General features: G+C 72.9%; 20 protein-coding genes and 1 tRNA gene. 15 read left to right on the forward strand and 6 right to left on the reverse strand.

What is annotated here, in order from left to right; translation table 11 throughout:
• Nucleotides 1-68: 68 nt before the first annotated feature.
• The gene (selD, locus tag NAMU_RS26175; protein ID WP_041371700.1) at nucleotides 69-1,058 is read right to left on the reverse strand and encodes a selenide, water dikinase SelD; all 990 of its coding nucleotides are present in this window, start codon (nucleotides 1,056-1,058) and stop codon (nucleotides 69-71) included.
• A gap of 39 nt (nucleotides 1,059-1,097) precedes the next feature.
• The gene (locus NAMU_RS26180) at nucleotides 1,098-1,451 is read right to left on the reverse strand and encodes a VOC family protein (protein ID WP_015750351.1); all 354 of its coding nucleotides are present in this window, start codon (nucleotides 1,449-1,451) and stop codon (nucleotides 1,098-1,100) included.
• A 66-nt stretch (nucleotides 1,452-1,517) separates the two neighbouring features.
• On the opposite strand from NAMU_RS26180, the gene NAMU_RS26185 reads away from it, so the two are divergent.
• The 6 genes from NAMU_RS26185 (at nucleotide 1,518) to NAMU_RS26210 (ending at nucleotide 6,939) form a co-directional block, all read left to right on the forward strand.
• Nucleotides 1,518-1,613: transfer RNA gene (locus NAMU_RS26185), tRNA-Sec, on the forward strand.
• 108 nt (nucleotides 1,614-1,721) lie between these two features.
• Nucleotides 1,722-3,020, forward strand: coding sequence for an L-seryl-tRNA(Sec) selenium transferase (gene selA / locus NAMU_RS26190; RefSeq protein ID WP_015750352.1), 1,299 nt, complete (start codon nucleotides 1,722-1,724; stop codon nucleotides 3,018-3,020).
• A gap of 3 nt (nucleotides 3,021-3,023) precedes the next feature.
• Entirely contained in the window at nucleotides 3,024-4,835 is a 1,812-nt protein-coding gene (gene selB, locus NAMU_RS26195) for a selenocysteine-specific translation elongation factor (protein WP_015750353.1), read from the forward strand.
• 28 nt (nucleotides 4,836-4,863) lie between these two features.
• Nucleotides 4,864-5,295: a GNAT family N-acetyltransferase gene (locus tag NAMU_RS26200; RefSeq protein ID WP_015750354.1), complete on the forward strand. Its 432-nt coding sequence runs from the start codon at nucleotides 4,864-4,866 to the stop codon at nucleotides 5,293-5,295.
• Nucleotides 5,296-5,519: 224 nt separating this feature from the next.
• Nucleotides 5,520-6,392 (forward strand): FAD binding domain-containing protein, encoded by an 873-nt coding sequence (locus tag NAMU_RS26205; RefSeq protein ID WP_015750355.1) that lies wholly within the window; start codon nucleotides 5,520-5,522, stop codon nucleotides 6,390-6,392.
• Nucleotide 6,393: 1 nt separating this feature from the next.
• Nucleotides 6,394-6,939, forward strand: a complete 546-nt coding sequence (locus tag NAMU_RS26210) for a (2Fe-2S)-binding protein (RefSeq protein WP_015750356.1) — start codon at nucleotides 6,394-6,396, stop codon at nucleotides 6,937-6,939.
• Nucleotides 6,940-6,956: 17 nt separating this feature from the next.
• Here the strand turns inward: NAMU_RS26210 and NAMU_RS26215 are convergent, their stop codons facing one another.
• A complete protein-coding gene (locus NAMU_RS26215; RefSeq protein WP_015748986.1) occupies nucleotides 6,957-8,195 on the reverse strand; it encodes an IS110 family RNA-guided transposase in 1,239 nt (412 codons plus the stop codon).
• Between the two features lie 305 nt (nucleotides 8,196-8,500).
• Here NAMU_RS26215 and NAMU_RS26220 point away from each other — a divergent pair, with 305 nt between their 5' ends.
• Genes NAMU_RS26220 through NAMU_RS26235 form a run of 4 tightly spaced genes read left to right on the forward strand, consistent with a single transcriptional unit; the run spans nucleotide 8,501 to nucleotide 14,112 of the window.
• Complete coding sequence (locus NAMU_RS26220) at nucleotides 8,501-10,846, forward strand: aerobic carbon-monoxide dehydrogenase large subunit (protein ID WP_083786078.1); 2,346 nt, start codon at nucleotides 8,501-8,503, stop codon at nucleotides 10,844-10,846.
• Between the two features lie 2 nt (nucleotides 10,847-10,848).
• Nucleotides 10,849-11,967 carry an XdhC family protein gene (locus NAMU_RS26225; RefSeq protein ID WP_015750358.1) on the forward strand — a complete coding sequence of 373 codons (1,119 nt, stop codon included), beginning with the start codon at nucleotides 10,849-10,851 and terminating at the stop codon, nucleotides 11,965-11,967.
• Nucleotides 11,964-12,860 (forward strand): AAA family ATPase, encoded by an 897-nt coding sequence (locus NAMU_RS26230; protein WP_015750359.1) that lies wholly within the window; start codon nucleotides 11,964-11,966, stop codon nucleotides 12,858-12,860. The genes NAMU_RS26225 and NAMU_RS26230 overlap by 4 nt, the downstream gene beginning before the upstream one ends.
• Nucleotides 12,853-14,112, forward strand: a complete 1,260-nt coding sequence (locus tag NAMU_RS26235) for a vWA domain-containing protein (protein WP_015750360.1) — start codon at nucleotides 12,853-12,855, stop codon at nucleotides 14,110-14,112. The genes NAMU_RS26230 and NAMU_RS26235 overlap by 8 nt, the downstream gene beginning before the upstream one ends.
• Here NAMU_RS26235 and NAMU_RS26240 read toward each other — a convergent pair whose 3' ends face one another.
• Together NAMU_RS26240 and NAMU_RS26245 are read right to left on the reverse strand one after the other, a co-directional pair.
• The gene (locus tag NAMU_RS26240; protein WP_015750361.1) at nucleotides 14,113-14,805 is read right to left on the reverse strand and encodes a DUF998 domain-containing protein; all 693 of its coding nucleotides are present in this window, start codon (nucleotides 14,803-14,805) and stop codon (nucleotides 14,113-14,115) included.
• Between the two features lie 13 nt (nucleotides 14,806-14,818).
• On the reverse strand, nucleotides 14,819-15,844 hold the full coding sequence (locus NAMU_RS26245) for an EamA family transporter (protein WP_015750362.1): 1,026 nt from the start codon (nucleotides 15,842-15,844) through the stop codon (nucleotides 14,819-14,821).
• 27 nt (nucleotides 15,845-15,871) lie between these two features.
• Here NAMU_RS26245 and NAMU_RS26250 point away from each other — a divergent pair, with 27 nt between their 5' ends.
• The 3 genes from NAMU_RS26250 to NAMU_RS26260 all read left to right on the forward strand — a co-directional run bounded on the left by NAMU_RS26250 (nucleotide 15,872) and on the right by NAMU_RS26260 (nucleotide 20,201).
• A complete protein-coding gene (locus NAMU_RS26250) occupies nucleotides 15,872-16,423 on the forward strand; it encodes a CGNR zinc finger domain-containing protein (RefSeq protein WP_015750363.1) in 552 nt (183 codons plus the stop codon).
• A 7-nt stretch (nucleotides 16,424-16,430) separates the two neighbouring features.
• Nucleotides 16,431-18,230 (forward strand): CocE/NonD family hydrolase, encoded by a 1,800-nt coding sequence (locus NAMU_RS26255; RefSeq protein WP_015750364.1) that lies wholly within the window; start codon nucleotides 16,431-16,433, stop codon nucleotides 18,228-18,230.
• A 105-nt stretch (nucleotides 18,231-18,335) separates the two neighbouring features.
• A complete protein-coding gene (locus NAMU_RS26260; RefSeq protein ID WP_015750365.1) occupies nucleotides 18,336-20,201 on the forward strand; it encodes an acyl-CoA dehydrogenase in 1,866 nt (621 codons plus the stop codon).
• 25 nt (nucleotides 20,202-20,226) lie between these two features.
• Here NAMU_RS26260 and NAMU_RS27940 read toward each other — a convergent pair whose 3' ends face one another.
• On the reverse strand, nucleotides 20,227-21,189 hold the full coding sequence (locus NAMU_RS27940; protein ID WP_015750366.1) for a sensor histidine kinase: 963 nt from the start codon (nucleotides 21,187-21,189) through the stop codon (nucleotides 20,227-20,229).
• Nucleotides 21,190-21,418: 229 nt separating this feature from the next.
• On the opposite strand from NAMU_RS27940, the gene NAMU_RS26270 reads away from it, so the two are divergent.
• On the forward strand, nucleotides 21,419-22,687 hold the full coding sequence (locus NAMU_RS26270; RefSeq protein ID WP_015750367.1) for an alpha-hydroxy acid oxidase: 1,269 nt from the start codon (nucleotides 21,419-21,421) through the stop codon (nucleotides 22,685-22,687).
• A gap of 31 nt (nucleotides 22,688-22,718) precedes the next feature.
• Nucleotides 22,719-23,441 (forward strand): uracil-DNA glycosylase, encoded by a 723-nt coding sequence (locus NAMU_RS26275; RefSeq protein WP_015750368.1) that lies wholly within the window; start codon nucleotides 22,719-22,721, stop codon nucleotides 23,439-23,441.
• The last annotated feature ends 16 nt before the right edge of the window (nucleotides 23,442-23,457 follow it).

A 23,457-nucleotide genomic window follows, 5' to 3' on the forward strand; every position in this document is an offset into this window, starting at 1 on the left:
GAGAGGGGCCAGGGCGGGGCAGGCCGGGGGCCTGGGCCGGGACGGGCCGGGCGCCGGTACCGCCGCGGTCAGCGCACGTCGATACCGGCGCCGGCGACGGTGTGCCCGATCACCGGATAGCCGGGCACCTCGCCGATCACCAGCAGGCCACCGGAGGTCTGGGCGTCGGCCAGGATCAGCAGGTCGTCCTCGGTGACGCCGGCGCCCGCCCGCAGGTGCGGCCGCACCCAGTCCAGGTTGCGCGCGGACCCGCCGGGCACGAAGCCGTCCCGGAGCGCCTGCCGGGCCGCCTCCAGCACGGGCACCGCGCCGCGGTCGATGACCGCCCCGACGCCGGAGGCCCGCACCATCTTGTGCAGATGGCCGAGCAGGCCGAAGCCGGTGACGTCGGTCGCGGCCTTCGCGCCGGCGGCCAGCGCCGCGTCGGCGGCGTCCCGGTTGAGCTGCGTCATGGTCGCGATGGCTTCCGGGAACACCTCGCCGGTCCGCTTGTGCCGGTTGTTCAGCAGGCCCAGACCCAGCGGCTTGGTCAGCGTGATCGGCCGGCCGGCCTCGGCGGAATCGTTGCGCAGCAGCCGGTCCGGATGCGCCACCCCGGTGACGGCCATGCCGTACTTGGGTTCCGGGTCGTCGATGGTGTGCCCGCCGATCACCGGGCACCCGGCGGCCGCCCCGACCTCCAGGCCCCCGCGCAGGACCTCGGTCATCAGCTCCATCGGCAGCACGCCCCGCGGCCAGCCGACCAGGTTGATGGCCACCACCGGCCGGCCGCCCATCGCGTAGACGTCGGAGAGCGCGTTCGCTGCGGCGATCCGGCCCCAGTCGTAGGCGTCGTCGACGACGGGCGTGAAGAAGTCCGCGGTGGAGATGACGGCCAGGTCCGCGCGCAGCCGGACGACGGCCGCGTCGTCACCGCTGTCCAGCCCGACCAGCACGTCCGGACCGGCCTGGCCGACGAGCCCGCGGACCGCGTCCTCCAGCTCGCCGGGCGGGATCTTGCACGCGCAGCCACCGCCGTGCGCGTACCCGGTCAGCCGGATGCCCTCGGCCCGGTCGATGGACGCCGTCGTACCCATCCCCCGAGCCTAGACACGGCCTCAGTCCGGGTGCCCGACGACGTTGACCACCACCCCATGCGGATCGCGGACGAAGAACCGGCGGACGCCCCAGGGTTCATGGGTGAGCGGGTAGACGATCTCGTACCCGCGGCGGCGGGCCTGCTCGTAGGCGGCATCGACATCGCTGACGTTCACGCTCAGCGCCGAGGGCTCGGGGGCGGTGGGATCGCCGGAGACGATGCTGACCTGCACGCTCGGGTTGGTCGGCGACCGGAAGCTGGCCACCCAGCCCAGGTCGAACTCCTTGCGCAGGCCGAGGAAGTCCTCGTAGAACTCGTGGCCGGTGCTGGCGTCGTCGACGTTCAGGTTCGGCACGATCCGATGAATGGTCATTCGTGGCCTCCGTTGCCGCCCGCCCCAGCTTTCGCCACTGTAGGTTGGCCCGGCTGGTGCTGACAGGGAGGCGTGCGGGTTCCTGGTGGTCCCCTCGGTCTTCAACACCGGAGAGGTCGAGTATCTCGGCCTGGCGGGTTCGATTCCCGTCCGCCTCCGCCACCCGACCCACGATCGAGGGGCCAGTTGCGGTCGTTCGGGCCAGCCCCGAACGACCGGAAGTGGCCCCTCGATCCGCGGCGGCTCCCCCGACGTGGGAACAATGCAGGCGTGAGCACGACCGACCCGCGCCGGCTGATCCCGCGGACTGATCGTCTGCTCGCCCTCCCGGCGGCCCGGGACGCCCGGCAGCGGCTGGGGCCCCAGGCCGTGGGCGCCCTGGTTCGCGACCTGCAGGAGCAGGCCCGGCAGGGCACGATCCGGCCCGAGCAGGTCGAGCCGGCGCTGCTGGACGCGCTGCGCCACCCGCCGGCCGGCCTGACCGCCGTGCTCAACGCCACCGGGGTGCTCGTGCACACCAACCTGGGCCGGGCCCCGCTCTCGGCCGCGGCCGTCACCGCCCTGCTCGACGCCAGCGGCTATGTGGACGTGGAACTGGACCTCGACACCGGCCAGCGATCGCGCCGGGGTGCGGCCGCCCGCGCCGCGCTGCTGGCCGCCTGCCCATCGGCGCCCGAGGCGCTGGTGGTCAACAACGGCGCCGCCGCCCTGGTCCTGGCCACCACCGCGCTGGCCGCCGGCCGGGAGGTGGTGATCAGCCGGGGTGAGCTGATCGAGATCGGCGCCGGCTTCCGGTTGCCCGATCTGATCGCCTCGACCGGCGCCCGGCTGCGCGAGGTGGGCACCACCAACCGGACCCACCTGCGGGACTACGCCGACGCGATGGGCCCGGACACCGGCTGCCTGCTCAAGGTGCACCCGAGCAACTTCCGGGTGCAGGGTTTCACCGCGGCCGTCCCGGTCGCCGAACTCCGTGGGCTGACCGGCGAGCACGGGGTACCGCTGGTGGTCGACATCGGCAGCGGGCTGCTGGCTCCCGACCCGTTGCTGCCCGACGAGCCGGACGCCGCGACGACGCTGACCGACGGCGCCGACCTGGTCACCGCCAGCGGGGACAAGCTGCTCGGCGGCCCGCAGGCCGGCCTCCTGCTGGGCCGCGCCGATCTGGTGACGACACTCGCCCGGCACCCGTTGGCCCGGGCGGTCCGCGCCGACAAGCTCACCCTGGCCGCCCTGACCGCGACCGTGCTCGCCGGCCGGACCCCGGTCGGCGACGCGCTGCACGCCGACCCGGACCGGCTGCGCGAGCGGGCCGACCGGCTGGCCGCCGCGGTCGGGGCGCCGGTGGTGGCCCACGACGGGCGGGTCGGCGGCGGCGGGGCCCCCGGGGTCCCGTTGCCCGGCTGGGCGGTTGCCCTGCCCGAGTCGGCGGCGACGCGGCTGCGCACCGGCCGGCCGGCGGTGCTGCCCCGGGTACACGACGGCGCCTGCCTGGTCGATCTGCGCTGCATCCCCGAGGCCGACGACGAACGGCTGCTCGGCGCCGTCCGGGCCGCGCTCGGGAGCTGAGCGGTGCCCGACCCCGCCCACGTCGTGGCCACCGCGGGCCACGTCGACCACGGCAAGAGCACGCTGGTCCGCGCGCTGACCGGGATGGAGCCGGACCGCTGGGCCGAGGAACGCCGGCGCGGCCTGACCATCGACCTGGGGTTCGCCTGGACGACCCTGCCCTCCGGCCGGCCGGTCGCGTTCGTCGACGTGCCCGGGCACGAACGGTTCCTGGGCAACATGCTGGCCGGGCTCGGCCCGGTGCCGGTGGTCGTGTTCGTGGTGGCCGCCGACGAGGGCTGGCGGGCGCAGTCGAGCGATCATCGGGACGCGGTGGCCGCGCTGGCCATCGAGCACGGGCTGATCGTCATCAGCCGGGCCGACCGGGCGGCCGACGGTGGCACGTCGGCGTTGCGGCAGACCCGGGCCGAACTGGCCACGACCGGGTTGGACGAGGCTCCCGCGGTCACCGTCTCCGCGGTCACCGGCACCGGTCTGGCCGAGCTGCGGACCGCGCTGGACGGCGTCCTGGCCGCCGTACCGGCCCCGGTGAGCTCCGGCCGGCTGCGGCTGTGGATCGACCGGTCGTTCACCGTCGGCGGGGCCGGCACGGTGGTCACCGGCACGCTGGCCGCCGGCACCCTGAGCCGGGGCATGCCGCTGCAGGTGCTGGGCCCCGGCTCACTCCGCGACGTCGCCGTCCGCGGGCTGCAGAGCCGGGGCCAGACCCACGCCACCCTCACCCCGGTCGACCGGGTCGCCCTGAACCTGCGCGGGGTGCCGGTCGATCAGGTCCACCGCGGCGACGTCCTGCTCACCCCGGACGCCTGGCCGGTCACCGCCCTGCTGGAGGTGCGCCGCACGTCCGGGGCGCCGTTCACCGAGGCCCCCGAACACCTGACCGTGCACGTGGGCACGGCGGCCCTGCCGGCCCGGGTGCGCCCGTACGACGACGACCATGCCCGGATCACCCTGGACCGCCGGCTGCCGCTGGTGGTGGGCGATCGGCTGGTGTTGCGCCATCCGGGCAGCCGCCGGGTGCTGGGCGGGGCGCAGGTCCTGGACGCCGAACCCCCGGCGCTGCGCCGTCGGGGCGACGCCGCGCGCCGGCTGGCCGTGGTGGCGCGGCTGGACCCCCGCGGCGATGTGGCGGCCGAGGTCGCCCGGCGGGGGGCGGTGCCGGTGGCGCACCTGGGCCGGCTCGGCCTGCTGGACGCCACCGCCACGCCGCCGCCGCAGGTCCGGGCGGTGGACCGGTGGTGGGTGCACGCACCGACCTTCCAGGCCTGGACGACCCGGCTGCGCACGGCGGTCGAGGCCCTGCACGACCGAGATCCGCTGGCCGGCGGCCTGTCTCGAGGCGCGGCGGCCGACCTGCTGGCGCTGCCCGACCGCGACCTGCTGGACGCGGTCGTGACGGCCGCCGACCTGGACTACGCCGGTGGGCACATCCGGCTGCCCGGCACCGGTGACGAGCTCGGGCCGGCCGCCGCGGCCGTGGCCGAGCTGGAGACCCGCCTGCGGGCCGCCCCGTTCGCGGCGCCCGAGGCCGATGACCTGGCGGCCCTGCAGCTGGGCGCGCGCGAGCTGGCCGCGGCCGAGCGGGCCGGCCGGGTGCTGCGATTGCGCGACGGGATCGTGCTGCTGCCAACGGCTCCCGCGCTGGCGATGCGGGCTCTGTCCGGTCTGGACCAGCCGTTCACCACCAGCCAGGCTCGGGCCGCACTGGCCACCACCCGCCGGGTGGCGATCCCGCTGCTGGAGCACCTGGACGCCCGGGGCTGGACGCGGCGGCTGGACGCCGGTCACCGCGAGGTCGCCCGGCCGCACGCCTGATCATCGGCAGCGCTGCCACACTGGGCCGATGCTGATCCGTCCCGCGCACGCCGGCGACGTCCCGGAGCTGGTCGTCCTGCTGGACCAGTGGGGCCATCCGCAACCGGCGGACGTCGTCGCCGCCCAGCTCGCGGACTGGACGCAGACCCCGAACGCCGCCTACCTGGTGGCCGAGGCCGACGGCACCCTGGTTGGCGCGGTCGCCGTCGCGGCCACCCCGCATCTGGGCCGGCCGGGACGCAGCGCCCGGATCGTCGGGTTGGTGGTGCGCGCCGGGCAGCGGCGCACCGGGGTGGGCGCGGCCCTGGTGGGCGCGGCCGAGGACCGCGCCCGGGGTTGGAACTGCGACGTCCTGGAGCTGACCTCGTCGCGAGCCCGCGACGCCGCGCACCCCTTCTACCGGGCCCTGGGTTACCAGGACCAGTCCGATCATCACGCGCGGTATCTGCGGGAGCTCTGACCGGCGGGTCAGATACCCCGAAGAGCGCCCGAAGTATCCCGTTTGTGCCTTCGTTCTGAAATCTCCCGCCCAGGAGCCATTGTCACGTGGCGCCGGTCGGGCGCAGACTGGCGGCGGGTCCGTTCACCGCCGCGCCGGCCCGCCCGTCGATGCTCACGCATGGATCAGGAATCGACGCGCACCCCCGCCGACCGGACGCCATCGCCGGCCGAAGGGAAGCGCGCATGCAGACACCCGCCCCCGTGGACTACGCCCGGGCGCACAGCGTCGAGCAGGCGCTGGACCTGCTCGACCAGCACGACGGCGAGGCCCGGCTGATCGCCGGCGGGCACAGCCTCATCCCGATGATGCGGTTGCGGATCGCCCAGCCCGAATGCGTCATCGACATCAACGATCTGACCGAACTGGACTACATCCGGGTGACCGGCGATCACCTGAGCATCGGCGCCCTCACCCGGCACAAGACGGTCCTGGCCTCCCCGGTGATCGGCGAGCACTACGCGATCCTGCACGACGCGGAACGGGTGATCGCCGACCCGATCGTCCGCAATCGCGGCACGGTCGGTGGGTCACTGTGCCAGGCCGACCCGGCCGAGGACCTCAGTGCCGTCCTGGCCGCCCTACGGGCCGAGGCGGTGATCCGCTCGCGCACCGGATCTCGGGTGGTGCCGGTCCGGGAACTGGACGACGGCCCGTACCAGACGGTGCTCGAGGACGCCGAGATCCTCACCGAGGTCCGCATTCCCATCCGGCCGGGGGCGGGCAGCGCCTACGAGAAGGTGGAGCGGCGGACCGGGGACTGGGCCGTCGCCGCCGTCGGCGCCTACCTCGTCCTCGACGGTGGCGTCGTCTCCGACGTGGGCATCGCCCTGGCCGCACTCGGGGTCGAGCACGGCTGCGCCACCGAGGCCGAGGACTACCTGCGCGGCCGGGAGATCACCGACCAGACCCTGGCCGAGGCCGGCCGGCTCGCCGCGGCGGCCAGCCGGCCCAGCCCCGATCAGCGCGGGCCGGTCGTCTACAAACGCCATCTCGCCGACGAGCTGACCCGCCGGGCCCTGCGCCGGGCGGCCGATCGCGCCCAGGGAAGGATCTGACATGCAGGTGCGGATCACCGTCAACGGCGTCGAGCACGTCAACGAGATCGAGTCCCGGCAACTGCTGGTGCACTACCTGCGCACCACCTTGGGCCTGACCGGAACCCACTGGGGCTGCGACACCTCGCAGTGCGGGACGTGCGTCGCCTGGCTGGACGAGGAACCGGTCAAGACGTGCACGGTGCTGGCCGCGATGGCCGACGGGCACCGGGTGCGCACCGTCGAGGGCCTGGCCGACGGGGCCACCCTCGATCCGGTCCAGGTCGGTTTCATGGCCGAACACGGCCTGCAGTGCGGGTTTTGCACCCCGGGGATGATGATGACCGCCCGGCACCTGCTCGATCACGATCCCGATCCGGACGAGGCCACCATCCGGGAGGCCATCTCCGGTCAGATCTGCCGCTGCACCGGTTACGAGAACATCGTCCGTGCCGTCCGGCACGCCGCCGGCCATCCGTCCCATCCCTCCGACGCCGCCGGCGCCGACCCGGCCACCGACGGCGACAGCGCCGTCGTCGGCGAACCCAGCCAGGAGGTCCCGGCATGACACCCTCTGTGTCAACCTCAGGCCGCAAGTTGCCCGCTGTTGATCTTGTTCGCGTTGCCGTGCCTGGCCGGGTCGTAAGGCTCTCGGTCGAGCCAGCAGCGGTAGATCACGCGCACCCAGGCGCGGGCCAGGACCCGGACGGCGTGCGGGTGGTCGTGCCCGCGTTGGATAGCTCTGCGGTAGACCTCGGCGGCCCACGGGCTTTGGTGGCGACTGTTGTCGGCGAACGTGGTCATCGCTTTACGGAATCGTTTGTTGCAGGCCCACCGGAAATGCACGGCATGATATTTACCGGACGCTTTGGTGACCGGGGTCAGGCCGGCCAACGCCGCGACGGCGTCGGGCGAGTCGTAGGCTTGCCGGGAATCGCCCCACTCGGCGAGCACCTGGGCGGCGTTGATCTGACCCGACCTTGGCAGCGACGTGAAGATCGCGGCGTCCGGGTGCTCCCCGAGGTGGGCGGTCACCGACCGGTCCAGGTCCTTGCGGGTCTCGCCCAGGGTGCGCAGCACGGCCACCAGCGCCAGCACGGCGTCCCGGACGGCCTCGACCAGGTCCGGGTCGGTGGTGCCGGCCGGCGCAGCCCGCAATCGGGTCAGCAGCTCCGCGGCCGAGCGGCGACCGGAGTAGCCGTGCTTGACGCAGAACGCGGCCATGCGCTTCTCACCCAGGCCCGCGGCGTGTTTGGCGGTCGGGTACCGGGTCAGGAACTCCAACGCGATCGGCGACTCGATATCGGCGAAAACCTTGGTGGCGCCGGGCCAGTGGGCATCGAGCAGGGCGGTCAGCTGGTTCGCCGTGGCGGTCCGCATGGCCACGATGTCATCGCGGGTGCGTACGACCGTACGCAGCGCCCTGGTCGCCGGGGTGAACGGGGTGGCCGGCCGCAGCCGGTGCGACCGCAGCCGCAGATATTCGGCGATGACGGCGGCGTCGCCGGCGTCGGACTTGGCGCCGGACAGTACCTCCCCGTCGCGCCAGGTCTTGATCGCGTTCGGGCTGACCGGCACCACCGGGTAGCCCGCTTCGAGCAGGGCGTCGACCAGCCGACCGTCGGGCCGTTCCAGGGCGACGCTGACCTGCATCGGGTCGCTGGCCAACCGACCCAGACGGGCCAACAGGGTCGCGAATCCGTCGGCGGTGTGCTCGATCGTGAACTGCGCGGTGATCTTCCCGGCCGCGTCCTGCACACACACGGCGTGCGTTTGGGCGGCCCAATCGATACCGACGTAGAAATCGCATTCGGGCAGGGACAACTCAACAACTCCTCACAACGGCAGCGACGACTCGGCGAGGAGGCCGATCACCGGGCGGTCACTGACTGGCGCTCTGCGGCGCGTCCCTCTGTTGCCGGTCTACAGCCCCGCGAGAACCGGGGGCGGCGGTGTCATGCAGGCCGTCGAACGGCGACCGGCACAGGCCGTCACCCCGGCTCCCGCCGAGTCCCTACAACGAGCACCCTCTCAGGGCCCGCAACAAGGAGTGTTCACCAGTGACCACCACCGCCGACGCCCCCAGCGTGCCGCGCAGCGCGGCCGGCAATCCGATCGGCTTCGGCCGGATGCCGCGCAAGGAGGACGCCCGGTTCCTGCGCGGGCAGGGCCACTACGTCGACGACGTGCGCATGCCCGGCATGCTCGAATCGGCCATCCTGCGCAGCCCGTACGCACACGCCCGCATCCGCTCCATCGACACCACCGCCGCGGCAGCGCTGCCCGGGGTGCACGCGGTGATCACCGGGCAGACCCTGGCCGGATTGAACCTGGCCTGGATGCCGACGCTGTCCGCGGACGTGCAGGCCGTGCTGGCCACCGACAAGGTGCGCTTCCAGCATCAGGAGGTGGCCTACGTCGTCGCCGACACCGAGTACATCGCCCGGGACGCGCTGGAGCTGATCGAGGTCGACTACGAGCCGCTGCCGGCCGTCGTCGACGCCAAGCGGGCCCTGGACCCGGACGCGCCCGTCATCCGCGACGACGTCGACGGTCGCACGGACAACCACATCTTCGACTGGGAGGCCGGCGACGCCGCCGAGACCGCGCGGGTGTTCGACGCCGCGGAGGTGGTCGTCACCCAGGAGATGCTCTATCCCCGAGTGCATCCCGCACCGATGGAGACCTGCGGGACGGTCGCCCACATGGACCCGGTCACCGGCAAGCTCACCGTCTACTCGACCAACCAGGCGCCGCACGCGCACCGGACCATCTACGCGCTGGTCGCCGGCATCCCCGAGCACAAGATCCGGATCATCTCGCCGGACATCGGCGGGGGCTTCGGCAACAAGGTCGGCATCTACCCCGGGTACGTGCTGGCCGTCGTCGGGTCGATCGTCACCGGCCGGCCGGTCAAATGGATGGAGGACCGCAGCGAGAACCTGATGGCCACGTCGTTCGCCCGGGACTACCACATGACGGGCAGCATCGCGTCGACCCGGGACGGCAAGATCACCGGCCTCAAGGTCGACGTGCTGGCCGACCACGGGGCGTTCAACGGGACCGCCCAGCCGACCAAGTTTCCGGCCGGCTTTTTCCACATCTTCACCGGCTCGTACGACCTGCAGGCCGCGCACTGCAAGGTCTCCGGCGTCTACACCAACAAGGCCCCGGGCGGGGTGGCCTACGCCTGCTCGTTCCGGATCACCGAGGCGGTGTACCTGGTCGAGCGGATGGTCGACCTGCTCGCCCGCGAATTGGACATGGACCCGGCGCAGCTGCGGCTGAAGAACCTGCTGCGGCCAGAGCAGTTCCCGTACACGTCCAAGACCGGCTGGGAGTACGACTCCGGTGAGTACCCGCGGGCGTTGAAGCTGGCCATGCAGATCGCCGGGTACGACGAGCTGCGCAAGGAACAAGCCGAGAAGCGGGCCCGCGGCGAGCTGATGGGCATCGGCATCTCGTTCTTCACCGAGGGGGTCGGGGCCGGACCCAAGAAGCACATGGACATCCTCGGCCTGGGCATGGCCGACGGCTGCGAACTGCGGGTCCACCCGACCGGCACCGCGCAGCTGCGGCTCTCGGTGCAGAGCCAGGGACAGGGGCACGAGACGACCTACGCGCAGATCGTCGCGCAGGAGCTCGGGCTGCCCCCCGAGGACGTCGAGGTCATCCACGGCGACACCGACAACACCCCGTTCGGCCTGGGCACCTACGGCTCCCGGTCGACCCCGGTCTCGGGTGCGGCGGCGGCCATTGTCGCCCAACGCATCCGGACCAAGGCGCGGATCGTCGCGGCGGCGGCGCTGGAGGTTAGCGCGGACGACCTGGAGTGGCAGATCACCGCCGCGGGCGGCCGGTGGCAGGTCAAGGGCGACCCGGAGCAGGGCAAGACGATCGCCGAGATCGCCATGCTCAGCCACGGGACCCTGGAACTGCCCGAGGGGGTCGAGGGGCACCTGGATGCCTCCGTCGTCTACGACCCGCCGAACCTGACCTACCCGTTCGGCGCGTACATCTGCGTCACCGACGTCGACCCGGGGACCGGCCAGGTCAAGGTGCGCCGGTTCATCGCCGTGGACGACTGCGGCCCGCGGATCAACCCGATGATCGTGGAGGGGCAGGTGCACGGCGGCCTGGCCGACGGGATCGGGATGGCGCTGATGCAGCTCATCGCGTTCGACGCCGACGGCAACTGCGTCGGTGGTTCGTTCATGGACTACCTGCTGCCGACGGCGCTGGAGTGTCCGAGCTACGAGCTGGGCGAAACGGTGACACCCTCACCGCACCACCCGCTGGGCCTCAAGGGGGTCGGCGAGTCCGCGACCGTCGGGTCGCCGCCGGCCGTGGTGAACTCGGTGCTGGACGCGATCGCGCCGTTCGGGGTGCGGCACGCCGACATGCCCCTGACCCCGGCCAATGTCTGGATGGCCATGCAGGGCACCCCGATGCGCACCGACCTGGCCGTGACCTGAGCATGGGTCGCCAAGACCTGGACGAGCGGGCCGCGCAGCTGCGCACGGCCGGGGTGCCGTTCGTCCGCGCGCGGGTCGTGCTGGCCCGCCGGCCGACGTCGGCCCGGGCCGGCGACGAGGCGATCGTGCACGCCGACGGGTCGATCGAGGGATTCGTCGGCGGTACGTGCGCCGAGTCGACCGTCCGGGTGCAGAGCCTGCGCCTGCTGGGACGCCCGGAGCCGCTGCTGTTGCGCATCGTCCCCGACGACGGCGTCGGGCGCGGCGACGGTGACGGTCACGAAGACGGTGCGGCCGAACCGGCGGGCACCCTGACCGTGCACAACCCGTGCCTGTCCGGCGGTGCCCTGGAGATCTTCCTCGACCCCGTCGTGCCGGCGCCGCTGGTGCTGGTGCACGGCGACGGCCCGGTCGCCCAGGCCCTGCGGCAGGTGACCGAGGCGGCCGGCTACCGCTGCGCCGAGGCCGCGGCGCAGACCGTCCCGGGCGCGGACGCCGTCGTCGTCGCCTCGCACGGCCGCGACGAGACGGCCGTGCTGGCCGCGGCGATCGAGGCCGGCGTCGGCTACATCGGGCTGATCGCCAGCCGCCGTCGCGGCGCCGCCGTGCTGGCCGAGATCGCCGCCGCCCGGCCCGATCTCGCGGAACAGCTGCGCCAGCGGGTGGACACCCCGGCCGGCCTGGACCTCGGTGCCCGCACCGCCGGCGAGATCGCGGTCTCCGTCCTAGCCGCCATCGTGCACTCCCGGGCCCACCCTCCCGCGCGGATCAACTTCGCCGGCGCGGATGAAACTGCACCGAATGTGAATGGTGGGACAGAAGTCAACGACTTGAGCCGCGCAGGTATCCACAGCGGAGGTGGGGACACCCGCGCGGATGAAACGGCACCGAATGTGAATGGTGGGACAGAAGTTGCCGACTTCGCCCGCGCCGGGGAAGTTGATCCGCGCGAGGATCAGGGGCGAGGGCGGGGGGAGGCGGTCGACCCGGTGTGCGGGATGACGGTGGCCACGGTGCCGGCGAGCGAGCGGGCGGAGTACGACGGGCGGACCGTGTGGTTCTGCGGACCGGGATGCCGGAACGCGTTCCTGGCGGACCCCACTCGGTACCCTGAGTCGTGACCGCGCCGGCCGACCTGTCCGATCTGTTCCCGGATGTGCGCGCGCTCGGCGCGACGCTGCAGGCCACCGGGTACCTCACCGATGACGGCCTGGCGACGGCCCTGTTCTGCGCGGCCCGGTTGGGGCAGCCGCTGCTGCTCGAGGGCGAGGCCGGGGTGGGCAAGACCTCGGCCGCGCTGGCCCTGGCCACCGCCCTGGACACCCAGCTGATCCGGATGCAGTGCTACGAGGGCATCGACATCGCCGAGGCCGTCTACGAGTGGAACTACCCGCGGCAACTGCTGGCCATCCGGGTCGCCGAGGCCGAGCGGCAGGAGATCGCCACGGCCGACCTGTTCGATCCGGAGTTCCTCATCCACCGGCCGCTGCTGCAGGCGTTGACCCACCCGGGCCCGCGGCCGGCCGTGCTGCTGATCGACGAGATCGACCGCGCCGACGAGCATTTCGAGGCCTACCTGCTGGAGATGCTGGCCGAGCGGTCGGTCACCGTGCCCGAGTTGGGCACGCTTCGGGCCACCGTGCCGCCGATCTGCATCCTGACCTCCAACCGCACCCGGGACGTGCACGACGCCCTCAAGCGTCGCTGCCTGTACCACTGGATCGAGCACCCCGAGGTCGCCCGGGTGGTGGCCATCGTCCGGTCCCGGGTGCCCGGGGTCGGCGAGGCGCTGGCCACCGCGGTGGCCGCCGCGGTCGCCCAGCTGCGCACGCTGGATCTGCAGAAACCGCCCGGGACCGCGGAGGTCATCGACTGGCTGCGCGCCCTGCGGGTGCTGGGTCGCGACCTGCTGGACGAGGCCACCCTCGCCGCGACCCTGGGGTCGGTGCTCAAGTACAAGGAGGACCAGGAGGTGGCGGTGGCCGCCGGGTTGGCCCGGTTCGCCGGTGGCTGAGCCGGACCTGAGCCTGGGCGCCGATCTGGCCACGGTCGGCGCGCTGCTGGCCGACCGGCTGGCCCGTCACGGGGTGCCGGTGCCGGTGCACCGGGCGGTCTGGTGGACCCGGGTGGTGATGGCCGGCGGGCCGACCACCGTGGACGAGTTGTACTGGCTGTCCCGGGTCAGCCTGATCGACCGGCACGAGCACCTGCCGACCTTCGACGCGGTGTTCGCCGGACTGTTCGGCGCCGGCACGGCCGCGCCGCCGGACCCGGCCGCGTTCCGGGGCGATCAGAACAACGAGCTGCCCCCGGCCGCGGCCGCCGGGTCACCGTCGCCGCCCCAGGCCCCGGACGCCCCGCCGCCTCCGACGCGTGACGAGCAGCCCACGGTGCAGCAGGTGGGCGACGACGAGGACACCGGGGCCGAGCCCGAGGAGGACCAGTCGCCGGGCGTGGCCGCCGTGGCCTCGTCGATCGAGCTGCTGCTGGCCAAGGACTTCGCCGACTGCGACGCGGACGAGATCGCCGAGCTGAACCGGATCGTGGCCCGGATGCGGATCGTCGCGCCCACCCGGCCGGCCCGCTGGAAACCCACGCTGGGGCCGGGCCGGTCGGTGGATCTGCGGCGGACGCTGCGCCGGGCCAGCCGCACCGGCGGGGACCCGGTGCGCTGGGTCCGCCGGCGCCGCAGCGCCGTGCCCCGGCGGGTCGTGCTGCTGGCCGACGTGTCCGGGTCGATGCAGTCCTACGCCCGGGTCTACCTGCGGGTGCTGCAGGGGGCCGCGCTCGGCGCCCGGGCCCACGCCTACCTGTTCGCCACCCGGCTGCATCCGGTCACCCGGGCATTGGTCCGCGGCCCCCGCGAGGGCGGCATCACCCGGGCCATGGCCCAGTCGCCGGACGCCTCCGGCGGCACCCGGATCGGCGCGGCGATCAAGGAATTCCTGGACACCGACGGCCGCCGGGGCCTGGCCCGCGGCGCGGTGGTCGTGGTGGTCTCCGACGGCTGGGAGCGGGCCGATCCGGCCCTGCTGGGCGAGCAGATGGCCCGGCTGCACCGGCTGGCCCACTCGGTGATCTGGGTCAATCCGCGCAAGGCCGCCCCCGGCTTCGCCCCGCTGGCCGGCGGGATGGCCGCCGCGCTCCCGCACGTCGACCGGTTCATCGAGGGGCACTCGGCGCGGTCGGTGCAGGGACTGCTGGACGCGATCGCCGACAGCACCGGCGGGCCGGTCGGCGCCGCCCGCCCCGGCCGGCCGGGCTGATCACCCCCGCGGCGGGACGCCGGATCGGTCCGGCTCGACGCGGGTGGGGTCCGCCGACCCACCCGGCAATCCTTCGTCGGCGGCCCGCCGCAACAGCCGGGCCAGCCCGGTCAGCCAGGCCGAGGTCAGCACCACGGCCAGCGCCGAGCGGACGCTGCCACCGCCGCCGGGCAGGAAGATCAGCAACAGCGCGGCCACCGCCATGAGCAGGCTGGCGACAGCCCAGCCGGTCCGGCCGCGAGCGGCGAACCAGCGGGCGAAGACCAGGCCCAGCCCGATCAGGCAACCGAACGCGACCGGCGGCGCGATCGCGTGCACGACGCCGTGCCAGCTCATCGCCGGGCCCGGTGCCGCGGCGTCGAGCGGGAAGCCGGCTCCCGGATCGACCAGGAACACTCCGGTGGCGATCAGAGCGCCCCCGTAGCCCCAGATCAACGGGGCAGCCGCGGCCGGCAGGCCGGGGCCCAGGCGGCGCACGCCGACCCCGAATCCGATGGACAACGCGCCGGCCGCGACGAACGAGGCGATCTGGATCCAGCCCCGATCACCCAGGCTGAGCAGGCTGATCCCGTGCCGGCGCAGATCGAAGCCGTCCCGGGTGAGCACGCCGGCGGCCGTCACCCCGACAAACAACGGCCCGGCGACGACACCGCCGGTCAACCATCGCCGGGTCCGGGCCGCCGCGGAACGCATGGCGGCCAGTGTGTCAGCCGGCCGGGGTCGGAACCACCGGTTCGTCGAACTCGGAGCCTTCCCGCAGCTCATCGATGCGGACCATGGCCACGCCGGCGACGATCAGGGCCCCGCCCAGCAGCTGCACCACCGTGGGCAGCTGCCCCAGCAGCAGCCAGGCGAACAGGACCGCGAACAGCACCTCGGTCAGCCCGACGAACGAGGCCAGCTTGGAGCCCAGCGCGCGAGCGGCCATGATCCCGACGACGTAGGCGAACACGGCGGCCAGCAGGGACAGCCCCAGGATGGGCACCCACCAGGGCACGTCCTGCCCGGCGAAGACGACGTCCGCGGTGGTGGCGGCCAGCGGCAGCAGGCCGACCGCCCCCAGGGCCAGCAGCGCGATCGCGCCGATCACCATCCCGCCGCCGGCCATCACGATCGGCGGAAGCTCGGGATCGCTCTTGGCCGACATGACGAAGAAGACGGCCAGTCCGATGGCCGCGACCAGGCCCCAGAGCACGCCGACCAGATCCACGGTCGCATCCCCGACCAGGTCCAGCACCAGCGCCAACCCCAGGATCGAGACCACGGTGCCACCGACGGTCAGCCGGCGCGGACGCTGCCGGTGCCGGACCCAGAGCCAGCCGACGACCAGCACGATGCCCATGTACTCCAGCAGCAGCGCGACCGCGACCGACAGGTGCTGCACCGCGTTGAAGTAGGCGACCTGGCAGCCGGCGATCGCGATCAGCCCGAACGCGGTGATCATCGGCAGGTTGCGGCGCAGGACCGACCACCGGCCGCGCAGCGCCACGATCGAGGGCACCAGCAGCACCACGGCGGCGATGCTCACGCGGGCGGTGACCGCGGCGGCCGGGGTCCACCCGGCGTCGATCAACGAGCGGGCGAACGCCCCGGAGGTGCCGAACGCCGCCGCGGTCAGCAGGGCCAGCAGCAGGCCGAACCGAGGTCGGTGCGACAGGCTTGGGGTGTGGGTGTGATCGCGGGTCAACGGACACCTCCCGTCATGAGTCATCGGTACGTACGCTAGTGACATTAGAGTTCCGAACCGTCAGGAGTCAACATGGTCTTCACCCATGACACGGAGGTCGCGCTGGCCGCGGCCGCCGCCCTGGTGAACACCGCCCCCAACCCGGACACCGGTGACGCCGAGGAGCTCGCCGATGTCGAGGACCTCGACCGGTTCGTGCGGACCTGGGGATGGACCGGCAGCCGGCACCGGGACGAGGCCGAGCTGGCCGCGGTGCATGCGCTGCGGCCGCGGCTGCGCCCGATCTGGGACGCCGACGTGGACGGGGTGGTCGAGATCGTCAACGGCCTGCTGCGGGAATTCCAGGCCCTGCCCCAGCTGGTCAAGCACGACGAGTGGGACTACCACCTGCACGCGACGCGTCCGGATGCGCCGCTGGCCGCCCGGATGGCGGTGGAGGCGGCGATGGCCCTGGTCGACTTGGTTCGGGCCGGCGAGCTCGAGCGGCTGCGCACCTGCCAGGCCCCCGACTGCCAGGACGTCGTGGTGGACCTGTCGAAGAACCGCTCCAAGCGCTTTTGCGAGTCGGGCTGCGGCAACAGGATGGCGGTGGCCGCCTACCGGGCCCGGCGCTCGTCTCTATAGTCCGGCCATGATCCGTCGCGGCGCCGACCCGACCACCGACACCCGCTGGAGCCGTGCCCGCACCGCGCTGCGCCGGATCCTGCGGCCACCGATCACGATCACCGACCCACCCGCCGGCGCGTTGGCCCAGTGGGACGTACCGGTGCCGATGCGGGACGGCGTCCACCTGCGGGCCAACGTGTTCCGGCCGCTCGGGGATGGACCGTTCCCGGTCCTGCTGTGCGCCCACCCCTACGGCAAGGACGACATCCCGCTGCACCACCGGACCCGACGGGGCTACCGGCCCTCGCTGCAGTACCGGCTCATGCGCAGTGCCCCGGTCACCCATTCGGCCTGGACGTCGTGGGAGGCGCCCGATCCGGCCCACTGGGTGGGCCGCGGCTACGTCGTCGTCAACGCCGACCTGCGGGGCTGGGGCACCTCGGAAGGCGAGCCGACCGCCCTGTCCGCCCAGGAAGGTCTGGACGTGCACGACCTCGTGCAGTGGGCCGGCACCCAGCCGTGGAGCAACGGGCGGGTGGGCATGAGCGGGGTGTCCTATCTGGCCCTGAGCCAGTGGGCGGGGGCGGCGACCCGGCCGTCGCACCTGGCCGCCATCTGCCCGTGGGAGGGCTTCACCGACTGCTACCGCGACTTCGCCCGACCCGGCGGGATCCTGGAGACCGGCTTCCTGACCGTTTGGGGCACCGCGATGCGGCGCCGCAGCCGGGGCCGGGTCGACCTGCTCGGGCCGGCCCGCCGGCGCCGGGAGTTCGACCAGTGGTGGGCCGACCGCGATCGGGACCTGGCGCGGATCGACGTGCCCGCGCTGATCTGTGGCAGCTTCTCCGACCACAACCTGCACACCGCCGGCTCGTTCGAGGGCTTTCGGCGGATCGGTTCGGCGCACCGCTGGCTCTACACCCACCGCGGCCCCAAATGGGCCACCTACTACTCACCGGAGGCACTGGCCGCCCAGGCCCGCTTCTTCGACCATTTCGTCAAGGGACAGGACACCGGCATCGCCGACCAGCTCCCCGTCCGGCTGGAGATCCGGGACGACCGGACGACGATCACCCGGGTCGGCGACCACGCCGACTGGCCGCCGCCCGGCATCGGCTGGCGCACGCTGCACTGTCGCCCGGACGGCACCCTGACCGACCCCGGGACCGACACCGACCCCGGGGCCGACACTGGCACCGACACCGACCCCGGGGCCGACACTGGCACCGACACCGAGAGCGACATCGGGCCGACCACCGTCGGCTTCGCGGCCCGGCGGGGCCGGATCAGCTTCACCCACCGCTTCGCCGCCGACACCGACGTGGTCGGCCCGATGGAGTTGAGCCTGACCCTGTCCGTGGACGCCGGTGACGACCTGTCGGTGTTCGCCGGCGTCCGCAAGTTCCGCGACGGCCGGGAGATCACCTTCGAGGGTTCGTACGGCTTCCAGGGGGACCTGGTGACGCACGGCCTGCTGCTGGCCTGTCACCGGGCGCTCGATCCGAGCCGGTCCCGCGACGGGGTGCCCTGGCACCCGCACACGGCCCGGGAGCCCCTGGTCGCGGGCCGGCCGGTTCGGTTGCGGATCGGCCTGCTGCCCTCGGCCACCCACTTCCGCGCGGGCGACGAGCTGCGCCTGGACGTCCAGGCGCATTGGTTCCACGGCCGCAACCCGCTGCTGGGTCAGTTCCCGGCCGGCTACCGGCGGGTCGGCCGCGGCACCGCCACCCTGCACCTGGGCGCACCGGGCTGCGACCTGCGCATCCCGGTGCTCGACCGGGACGATCAGGAAGCGCCCTTCCTTGCGCAAGTTACTCGCCAGTAATAACCTGGGTTAACAAACGCCGGCCCTCTCGACCACTCGGGCACGTCGCGGTGCCCGGGTCGCCACGTTTCGTCAGCCAGCAGACCTCACGTCAGGGAGCACGCAATGTCGCACTACCGTTCCAACGTTCGAGATCTCGAGTTCAACCTGTTCGAGGTGCTCGGTGCCGGTGAGCGGATGGGCAAGGGCCCGTTCGCCGAGATGGACGCCGACACCGCCCGCAACGTGCTGCACGAGTTCGAGCAGGTCGCCAGCGGCCCGGTCGCCGCGTCGTTCGTCGACGCCGACCGCCACCCGCCGGTCTACGACCCGGCCACCTTCAGCGTCACGCTGCCCGAGTCGTTCAAGAAGTCCTACCGGGCCATCGTCGACGGCCAGTGGGACCGCCTCGAGCTGCCGACCGAACTGGGCGGGTTCGGGGCCAGCCCGAGCCTGCGCTGGGCCGCGGCGGAGCTGATCCTGGGCGCCAACCCGGCCCTGTTCATGTACTCGGGCGGCCCCAACTTCGGCGCCGTGGTGCACCGCAACGGCACCCCCGAGCAGCAGCAGATGGCCCGCACCATGATCGACAAGCAGTGGGGCTCGACGATGGTGCTGACCGAGCCGGACGCCGGCAGCGACGTCGGCGCGGGCCGGACCAAGGCCGTCCAGCAGCCCGACGGCACCTGGCATCTGGAGGGCGTCAAGCGGTTCATCACCTCGGCCGAGCAGGACCTGACCGAGAACATCGTGCATCTGGTGCTGGCCCGCCCGGAGGGCCCGGGGATCGAAAGTCGGCCCGGCACCAAGGGTCTGAGCCTGTTCATCGTGCCCAAGTTCCTGTTCGACCCGGCCACCGGAGAGCTCGGCGAGCGCAACGGCGTCTTCGTCACCGGCGTGGAACACAAGATGGGCCTGAAGGTCTCGACCACCTGCGAGCTGAGTTTCGGCCTCAACGGCAGCCCGGCGGTCGGTTACCTGCTGGGCGAGCGGCACGACGGCATCGCCCAGATGTTCCAGGTCATCGAGTACGCCCGGATGATGGTCGGCACCAAGGCCATCGCCACCCTGTCCACCGGCTACCTCAACGCCCTGGACTACGCCAAGACCCGGGTGCAGAGCGCCGACCTGACCCGGGCGGCCGACAAGACCGCCCCGCGGGTGACGATCATCCACCACCCGGACGTGCGCCGGATCCTGATGCGGCAGAAGGCTTATGCCGAGGGCCTGCGGGCGGTCTACCTGTACACCGCGTCCTGGCAGGACCGGATCGCCGGCGGCGAGCTCGGCGGTGGCGAGCTGGCGATGGCCAAGCACGTGAACGACCTGCTGCTGCCGATCGTCAAGGGGGTCGGGTCGGAGCGCGCGTACGAGAACCTGGCCCTGTCGCTGCAGGTCTTCGGCGGTTCCGGTTACACCCAGGACTACCCGATCGAGCAGTACATCCGGGACGCCAAGATCGACACCCTGTACGAGGGCACCACCGCGATCCAGGCCCAGGACTTCTTCTTCCGCAAGATCGTCAAGGACGGCGGGGCGGCGCTGGGCGTGATCGCCACTGAGATCGCCACCTTCGTCAAGACGAGCATGCCCGAGACCCGGGACGGGCGGTTCAAGGAGGAACTGGCACTGCTGGGCACCGCCCTGGCCGACGTGCAGGCGATGGTCGGCGCCCTGGTCGGCTACGCCATGGCCGCGGTCCAGGACCCGCCGTCGGTGTACAAGGTCGGCGAGCACGCGGTCGCGCTGCTGATGAGCGTGGGCGATCTGCTGATCGGCTACCTGCTGCTGCGCCAGGCCCTGGTCGCCCAGGCCGCGTTGGACGACCTGCCGTCGGACCGGGCGGCGGCCAAGGACAAGAACTTCTACGCTGGCAAGCTGGCCGTGGCCCGGTGGTTCGCCCGGAACATGCTGCCCGAGCTGACCGCCCGCCGCGCCATCGTGGAGTCCGCTGACCTGTCGTTGATGCAGGTCGACGAGGCCGCCTTCTGATCGGGCCGGCGCCGCGCGGGCAGCTCTAGCGCGGCGCGGGCAACTCGATCTCGGCCCGGATCCCGCCCGCGGGTCCGGGCCCCAGGCGCAGCGCGCCGCCGTGGGCCACGGCCACGGCCCGGACCAGGTCCAGGCCGGTGGTCGGACGCTCCGCGCGGCCGGCCGGCGGCGGTGCCGGCTCCCCGTCCAGGCCCTGCCCGTCGTCGGTCACCGAGAGCACCACCACCTCGTCGGTGACGACGGCGGCCAGATCGATGAAGCCGCCCCGGGCGGCGTTGGCCAGGGCCCGGTTGACCAGCGCGATCAGGGCTCGTCGGAGGGCGGCCCGCGAGCCGTTGACCCGCGCCTGCACGGGGATGGTCACCACCACCGTGGCGTCCTGCTCGTCGGCCAGCACGGACATCGACATGGCCACCTCCTGCAGCAGCTCCCGCACGTCGACGGACTCGGCCGCACCGGGTTCGGGCCCCAGCCGGGCGCCGGCGGCCAGGTCGTCCGCGATCTCACCGAGCACCCGGCTGTCGGCCAGCAGCTGCCGGATGGCCGGCAACGCCGGATCGTCGGGCGGGGTCCGGCGGGCGATGAGCTGGGCCCGCAGGTAAACGACGGTCAGCGGGGTCTGCAGCTCCTGCCGGGTGTCGGCGACGAACCGCTGCTGACGCCCGATGACGGCCAGCAGCGGCGCGACCGACCGACGGGCCAGCAGGACCGCGAGCAGGCCGCCCACCAGCACCCCGACCACACCCGCGACCAGCAGAGCCGCCGGGGCGACGGGCACGTCGGTCTCGGCCGCCCACAGCCGGCTCAGCCCGAGCGTCAGCCCGACCGTGAGTACGACAGCGACGAGCACCGTCGCGGCCACCGCCACCGTCAGCTGCCGAGCCGGCCGCCGGCCGGCAGGCTGCTCGGCCCCGCCACGGTCGCGGCGATCCTCGCCCGGCTCGGCGATCCGATCCACGTCCCTCTCGACACCGTGCGGCCCGGTCATCGCGCTCGCACCGCCTCTCGTCGCCGGATCGGAATCCGGCCCGTCACGCCCGCCCTCGGCGGCGCCGACGTCCACGATCTCAGATTGCGCCCGACCGGGTGGGTCAGATGTCCGCGGATGGTTGACCGAACCCCCACCGACCTCTATCGTCTGTGGCCTGACCACCTATGGTCAGACCACAGGATCAGATCACAGGATCAGATGACGTCCAATGACTCAGAGGAGAGCCATGGTCAAGCGCCAGCTGCCCAAGCCCGCCGAACTCGCCGAACTGATGAAGTTCAAGAAGCCCGAACTGAACGGCCGCAAGCGTCGCCTGGACAAGGCCCTGACGATCTATGACCTGCGCAAGATCGCCAAGCGCCGGACGCCGGCCGCCGCGTTCGACTACACCGACGGAGCCGCCGAGGCCGAGCTCTCACTGACCCGGGCCCGCCAGGCGTTCGAGGACGTCGAGTTCCACCCGGACATCCTGCGGCCGGCGCCCGACGTCAACACCTCCACCACCATCCTGGGCGACACCAGCGCCCTGCCGTTCGGCATCGCCCCCACCGGCTTCACCCGCCTGATGCACACCGAGGGCGAGATCGCCGGGGCCGGGGGGGCCGGGGCGGCCGGCATCCCGTTCACCCTGTCCACCCTGGGCACCTCCTCCATCGAGGACGTCAAAGCGGCGAACCCGCACGGCCGCAACTGGTTCCAGCTCTACGTCATGCGGCAGCGGGAGATCTCCTACGGCCTGGTCGAGCGGGCCGCCCGCGCCGGCTTCGACACCCTGATGTTCACCGTCGACACCCCCGTGGCCGGCTACCGGATGCGTGACAAGCGCAACGGCTTCTCCATCCCGCCGCAGCTGACCCCGGGCACGATCATCAACGCGCTGCCGCGGCCGTGGTGGTGGATCGACTTCCTGACCACCCCCACCCTGGAGTTCGCCTCGCTCTCCTCCACCGGCGGCACCGTCGGCGACCTGCTCAACTCGGCGATGGACCCGACCATCTCCTACGACGACCTCAAGGTCATCCGCGAGATGTGGCCGGGAAAGCTGCTGGTCAAGGGCGTGCAGAACGTGCCCGACGCCGTGCGGCTGATCGACCAGGGCGTGGACGGCATCATCCTGTCCAACCACGGCGGCCGGCAGCTCGACCGGGCGCCGATCCCGTTCCACCTGCTGCCGCAGGTCGTCCGCGAAGTCGGCCGGGACGCGACCGTCATGGTCGACACCGGCATCATGAACGGCGCGGACATCGTCGCCTCCATCGCCCTGGGCGCGAAGTTCACCCTGGTCGGCCGGGCCTACCTGTACGGCCTGATGGCCGGTGGGCGCGAGGGCGTGGACAAGACCATCGCCATCCTGCGCAGCGAGATCGAGCGCACCATGGCCCTGCTCGGCGTCTCGACGCTGGACGAGTTGGAGCCGCGGCACGTCACCCAGCTGGCCCGGTTGGTGCCGGTCGCCCCGTCGGTCGCGCAGGCGGCGCTGCCGCTGGCCCGGTAGGCCTGCGGTCGCCGGCCCTACCATCGGTGCGGTGCCGACTGCCCAGATCCCCACGCTGGCCGAACTGGACCGGACGATCGCCGGCTGCCGGGCCTGCCCCCGGCTGGTGGAATGGCGGGAAGAGGTGGCCCGGGTCAAGCGGGCCGCCTTCCGCGACCAGACCTACTGGGGTCGGGGGGTGCCCGGGCTGGGGCCGGCGGACGCCCGGCTGCTCATCGTGGGCCTGGCCCCGGCCGCGCACGGAGCCAACCGGACCGGGCGGATGTTCACCGGGGACCGCAGCGGCGACGTGCTGTTCGCCGCCCTGCACCGGTGCGGACTGGCCTCGCAGCCGACGTCGACGCACCGCGGCGACGGGCTGACCCTGCGCGGGGTGCGGATCACCGCCCCCGTGCACTGCGCCCCGCCGGACAACCGGCCCACGCCGACCGAGATCGCCACCTGCTCGGCGTACCTGCGCCGGGAGCTGGCGCTGATGGCCCCCACGGTGCGCGTGGTGCTCACCCTGGGGGCCATCGGCTGGCAGGCGATGCTGCGCGTCCTGATCGCGGATGGCTGGCCGATGCCGCGACCCCGGCCCCCGTTCGGCCACGGCCGCGAGGTGGCGCTGAGCCACCCCGACGGCCGCCGGCTGACCCTGCTCGGCTGCTATCACGTCAGCCAGCAGAACACCTTCACCGGCCGGCTCACGCCGGCCATGCTGGACCAGGTGCTGCGCCGGGCCTGGGCGCTGACCACCGACGAGCCGCACTGATCGCGCCGCCGCAGCG

Origin of the sequence: Nakamurella multipartita DSM 44233 (assembly GCF_000024365.1) — a bacterium.
GTDB lineage: Bacteria > Actinomycetota > Actinomycetes > Mycobacteriales > Nakamurellaceae > Nakamurella > Nakamurella multipartita.

Bases quoted from the DNA above. Each gene is read 5' to 3' on its own strand.
- NAMU_RS26255 (WP_015750364.1), top strand. From the start codon at position 16,431: ATGATCCGTCGCGGCGCCGACCCGACCACCGACACCCGCTGGAGCCGT.
- NAMU_RS26260 (WP_015750365.1), top strand. From the start codon at position 18,336: ATGTCGCACTACCGTTCCAACGTTCGAGATCTCGAGTTCAACCTGTTC.
- NAMU_RS26200 (WP_015750354.1), top strand. From the start codon at position 4,864: ATGCTGATCCGTCCCGCGCACGCCGGCGACGTCCCGGAGCTGGTCGTC.
- NAMU_RS27940 (WP_015750366.1), bottom strand. From the start codon at position 21,189: ATGACCGGGCCGCACGGTGTCGAGAGGGACGTGGATCGGATCGCCGAG.
- NAMU_RS26225 (WP_015750358.1), top strand. From the start codon at position 10,849: ATGGGTCGCCAAGACCTGGACGAGCGGGCCGCGCAGCTGCGCACGGCC.
- NAMU_RS26180 (WP_015750351.1), bottom strand. From the start codon at position 1,451: ATGACCATTCATCGGATCGTGCCGAACCTGAACGTCGACGACGCCAGC.
- NAMU_RS26250 (WP_015750363.1), top strand. From the start codon at position 15,872: ATGGTCTTCACCCATGACACGGAGGTCGCGCTGGCCGCGGCCGCCGCC.
- NAMU_RS26270 (WP_015750367.1), top strand. From the start codon at position 21,419: ATGGTCAAGCGCCAGCTGCCCAAGCCCGCCGAACTCGCCGAACTGATG.
- NAMU_RS26220 (WP_083786078.1), top strand. From the start codon at position 8,501: ATGCCGCGCAAGGAGGACGCCCGGTTCCTGCGCGGGCAGGGCCACTAC.
- NAMU_RS26205 (WP_015750355.1), top strand. From the start codon at position 5,520: ATGCAGACACCCGCCCCCGTGGACTACGCCCGGGCGCACAGCGTCGAG.
- NAMU_RS26210 (WP_015750356.1), top strand. From the start codon at position 6,394: ATGCAGGTGCGGATCACCGTCAACGGCGTCGAGCACGTCAACGAGATC.
- NAMU_RS26240 (WP_015750361.1), bottom strand. From the start codon at position 14,805: ATGCGTTCCGCGGCGGCCCGGACCCGGCGATGGTTGACCGGCGGTGTC.
- NAMU_RS26245 (WP_015750362.1), bottom strand. From the start codon at position 15,844: ATGTCACTAGCGTACGTACCGATGACTCATGACGGGAGGTGTCCGTTG.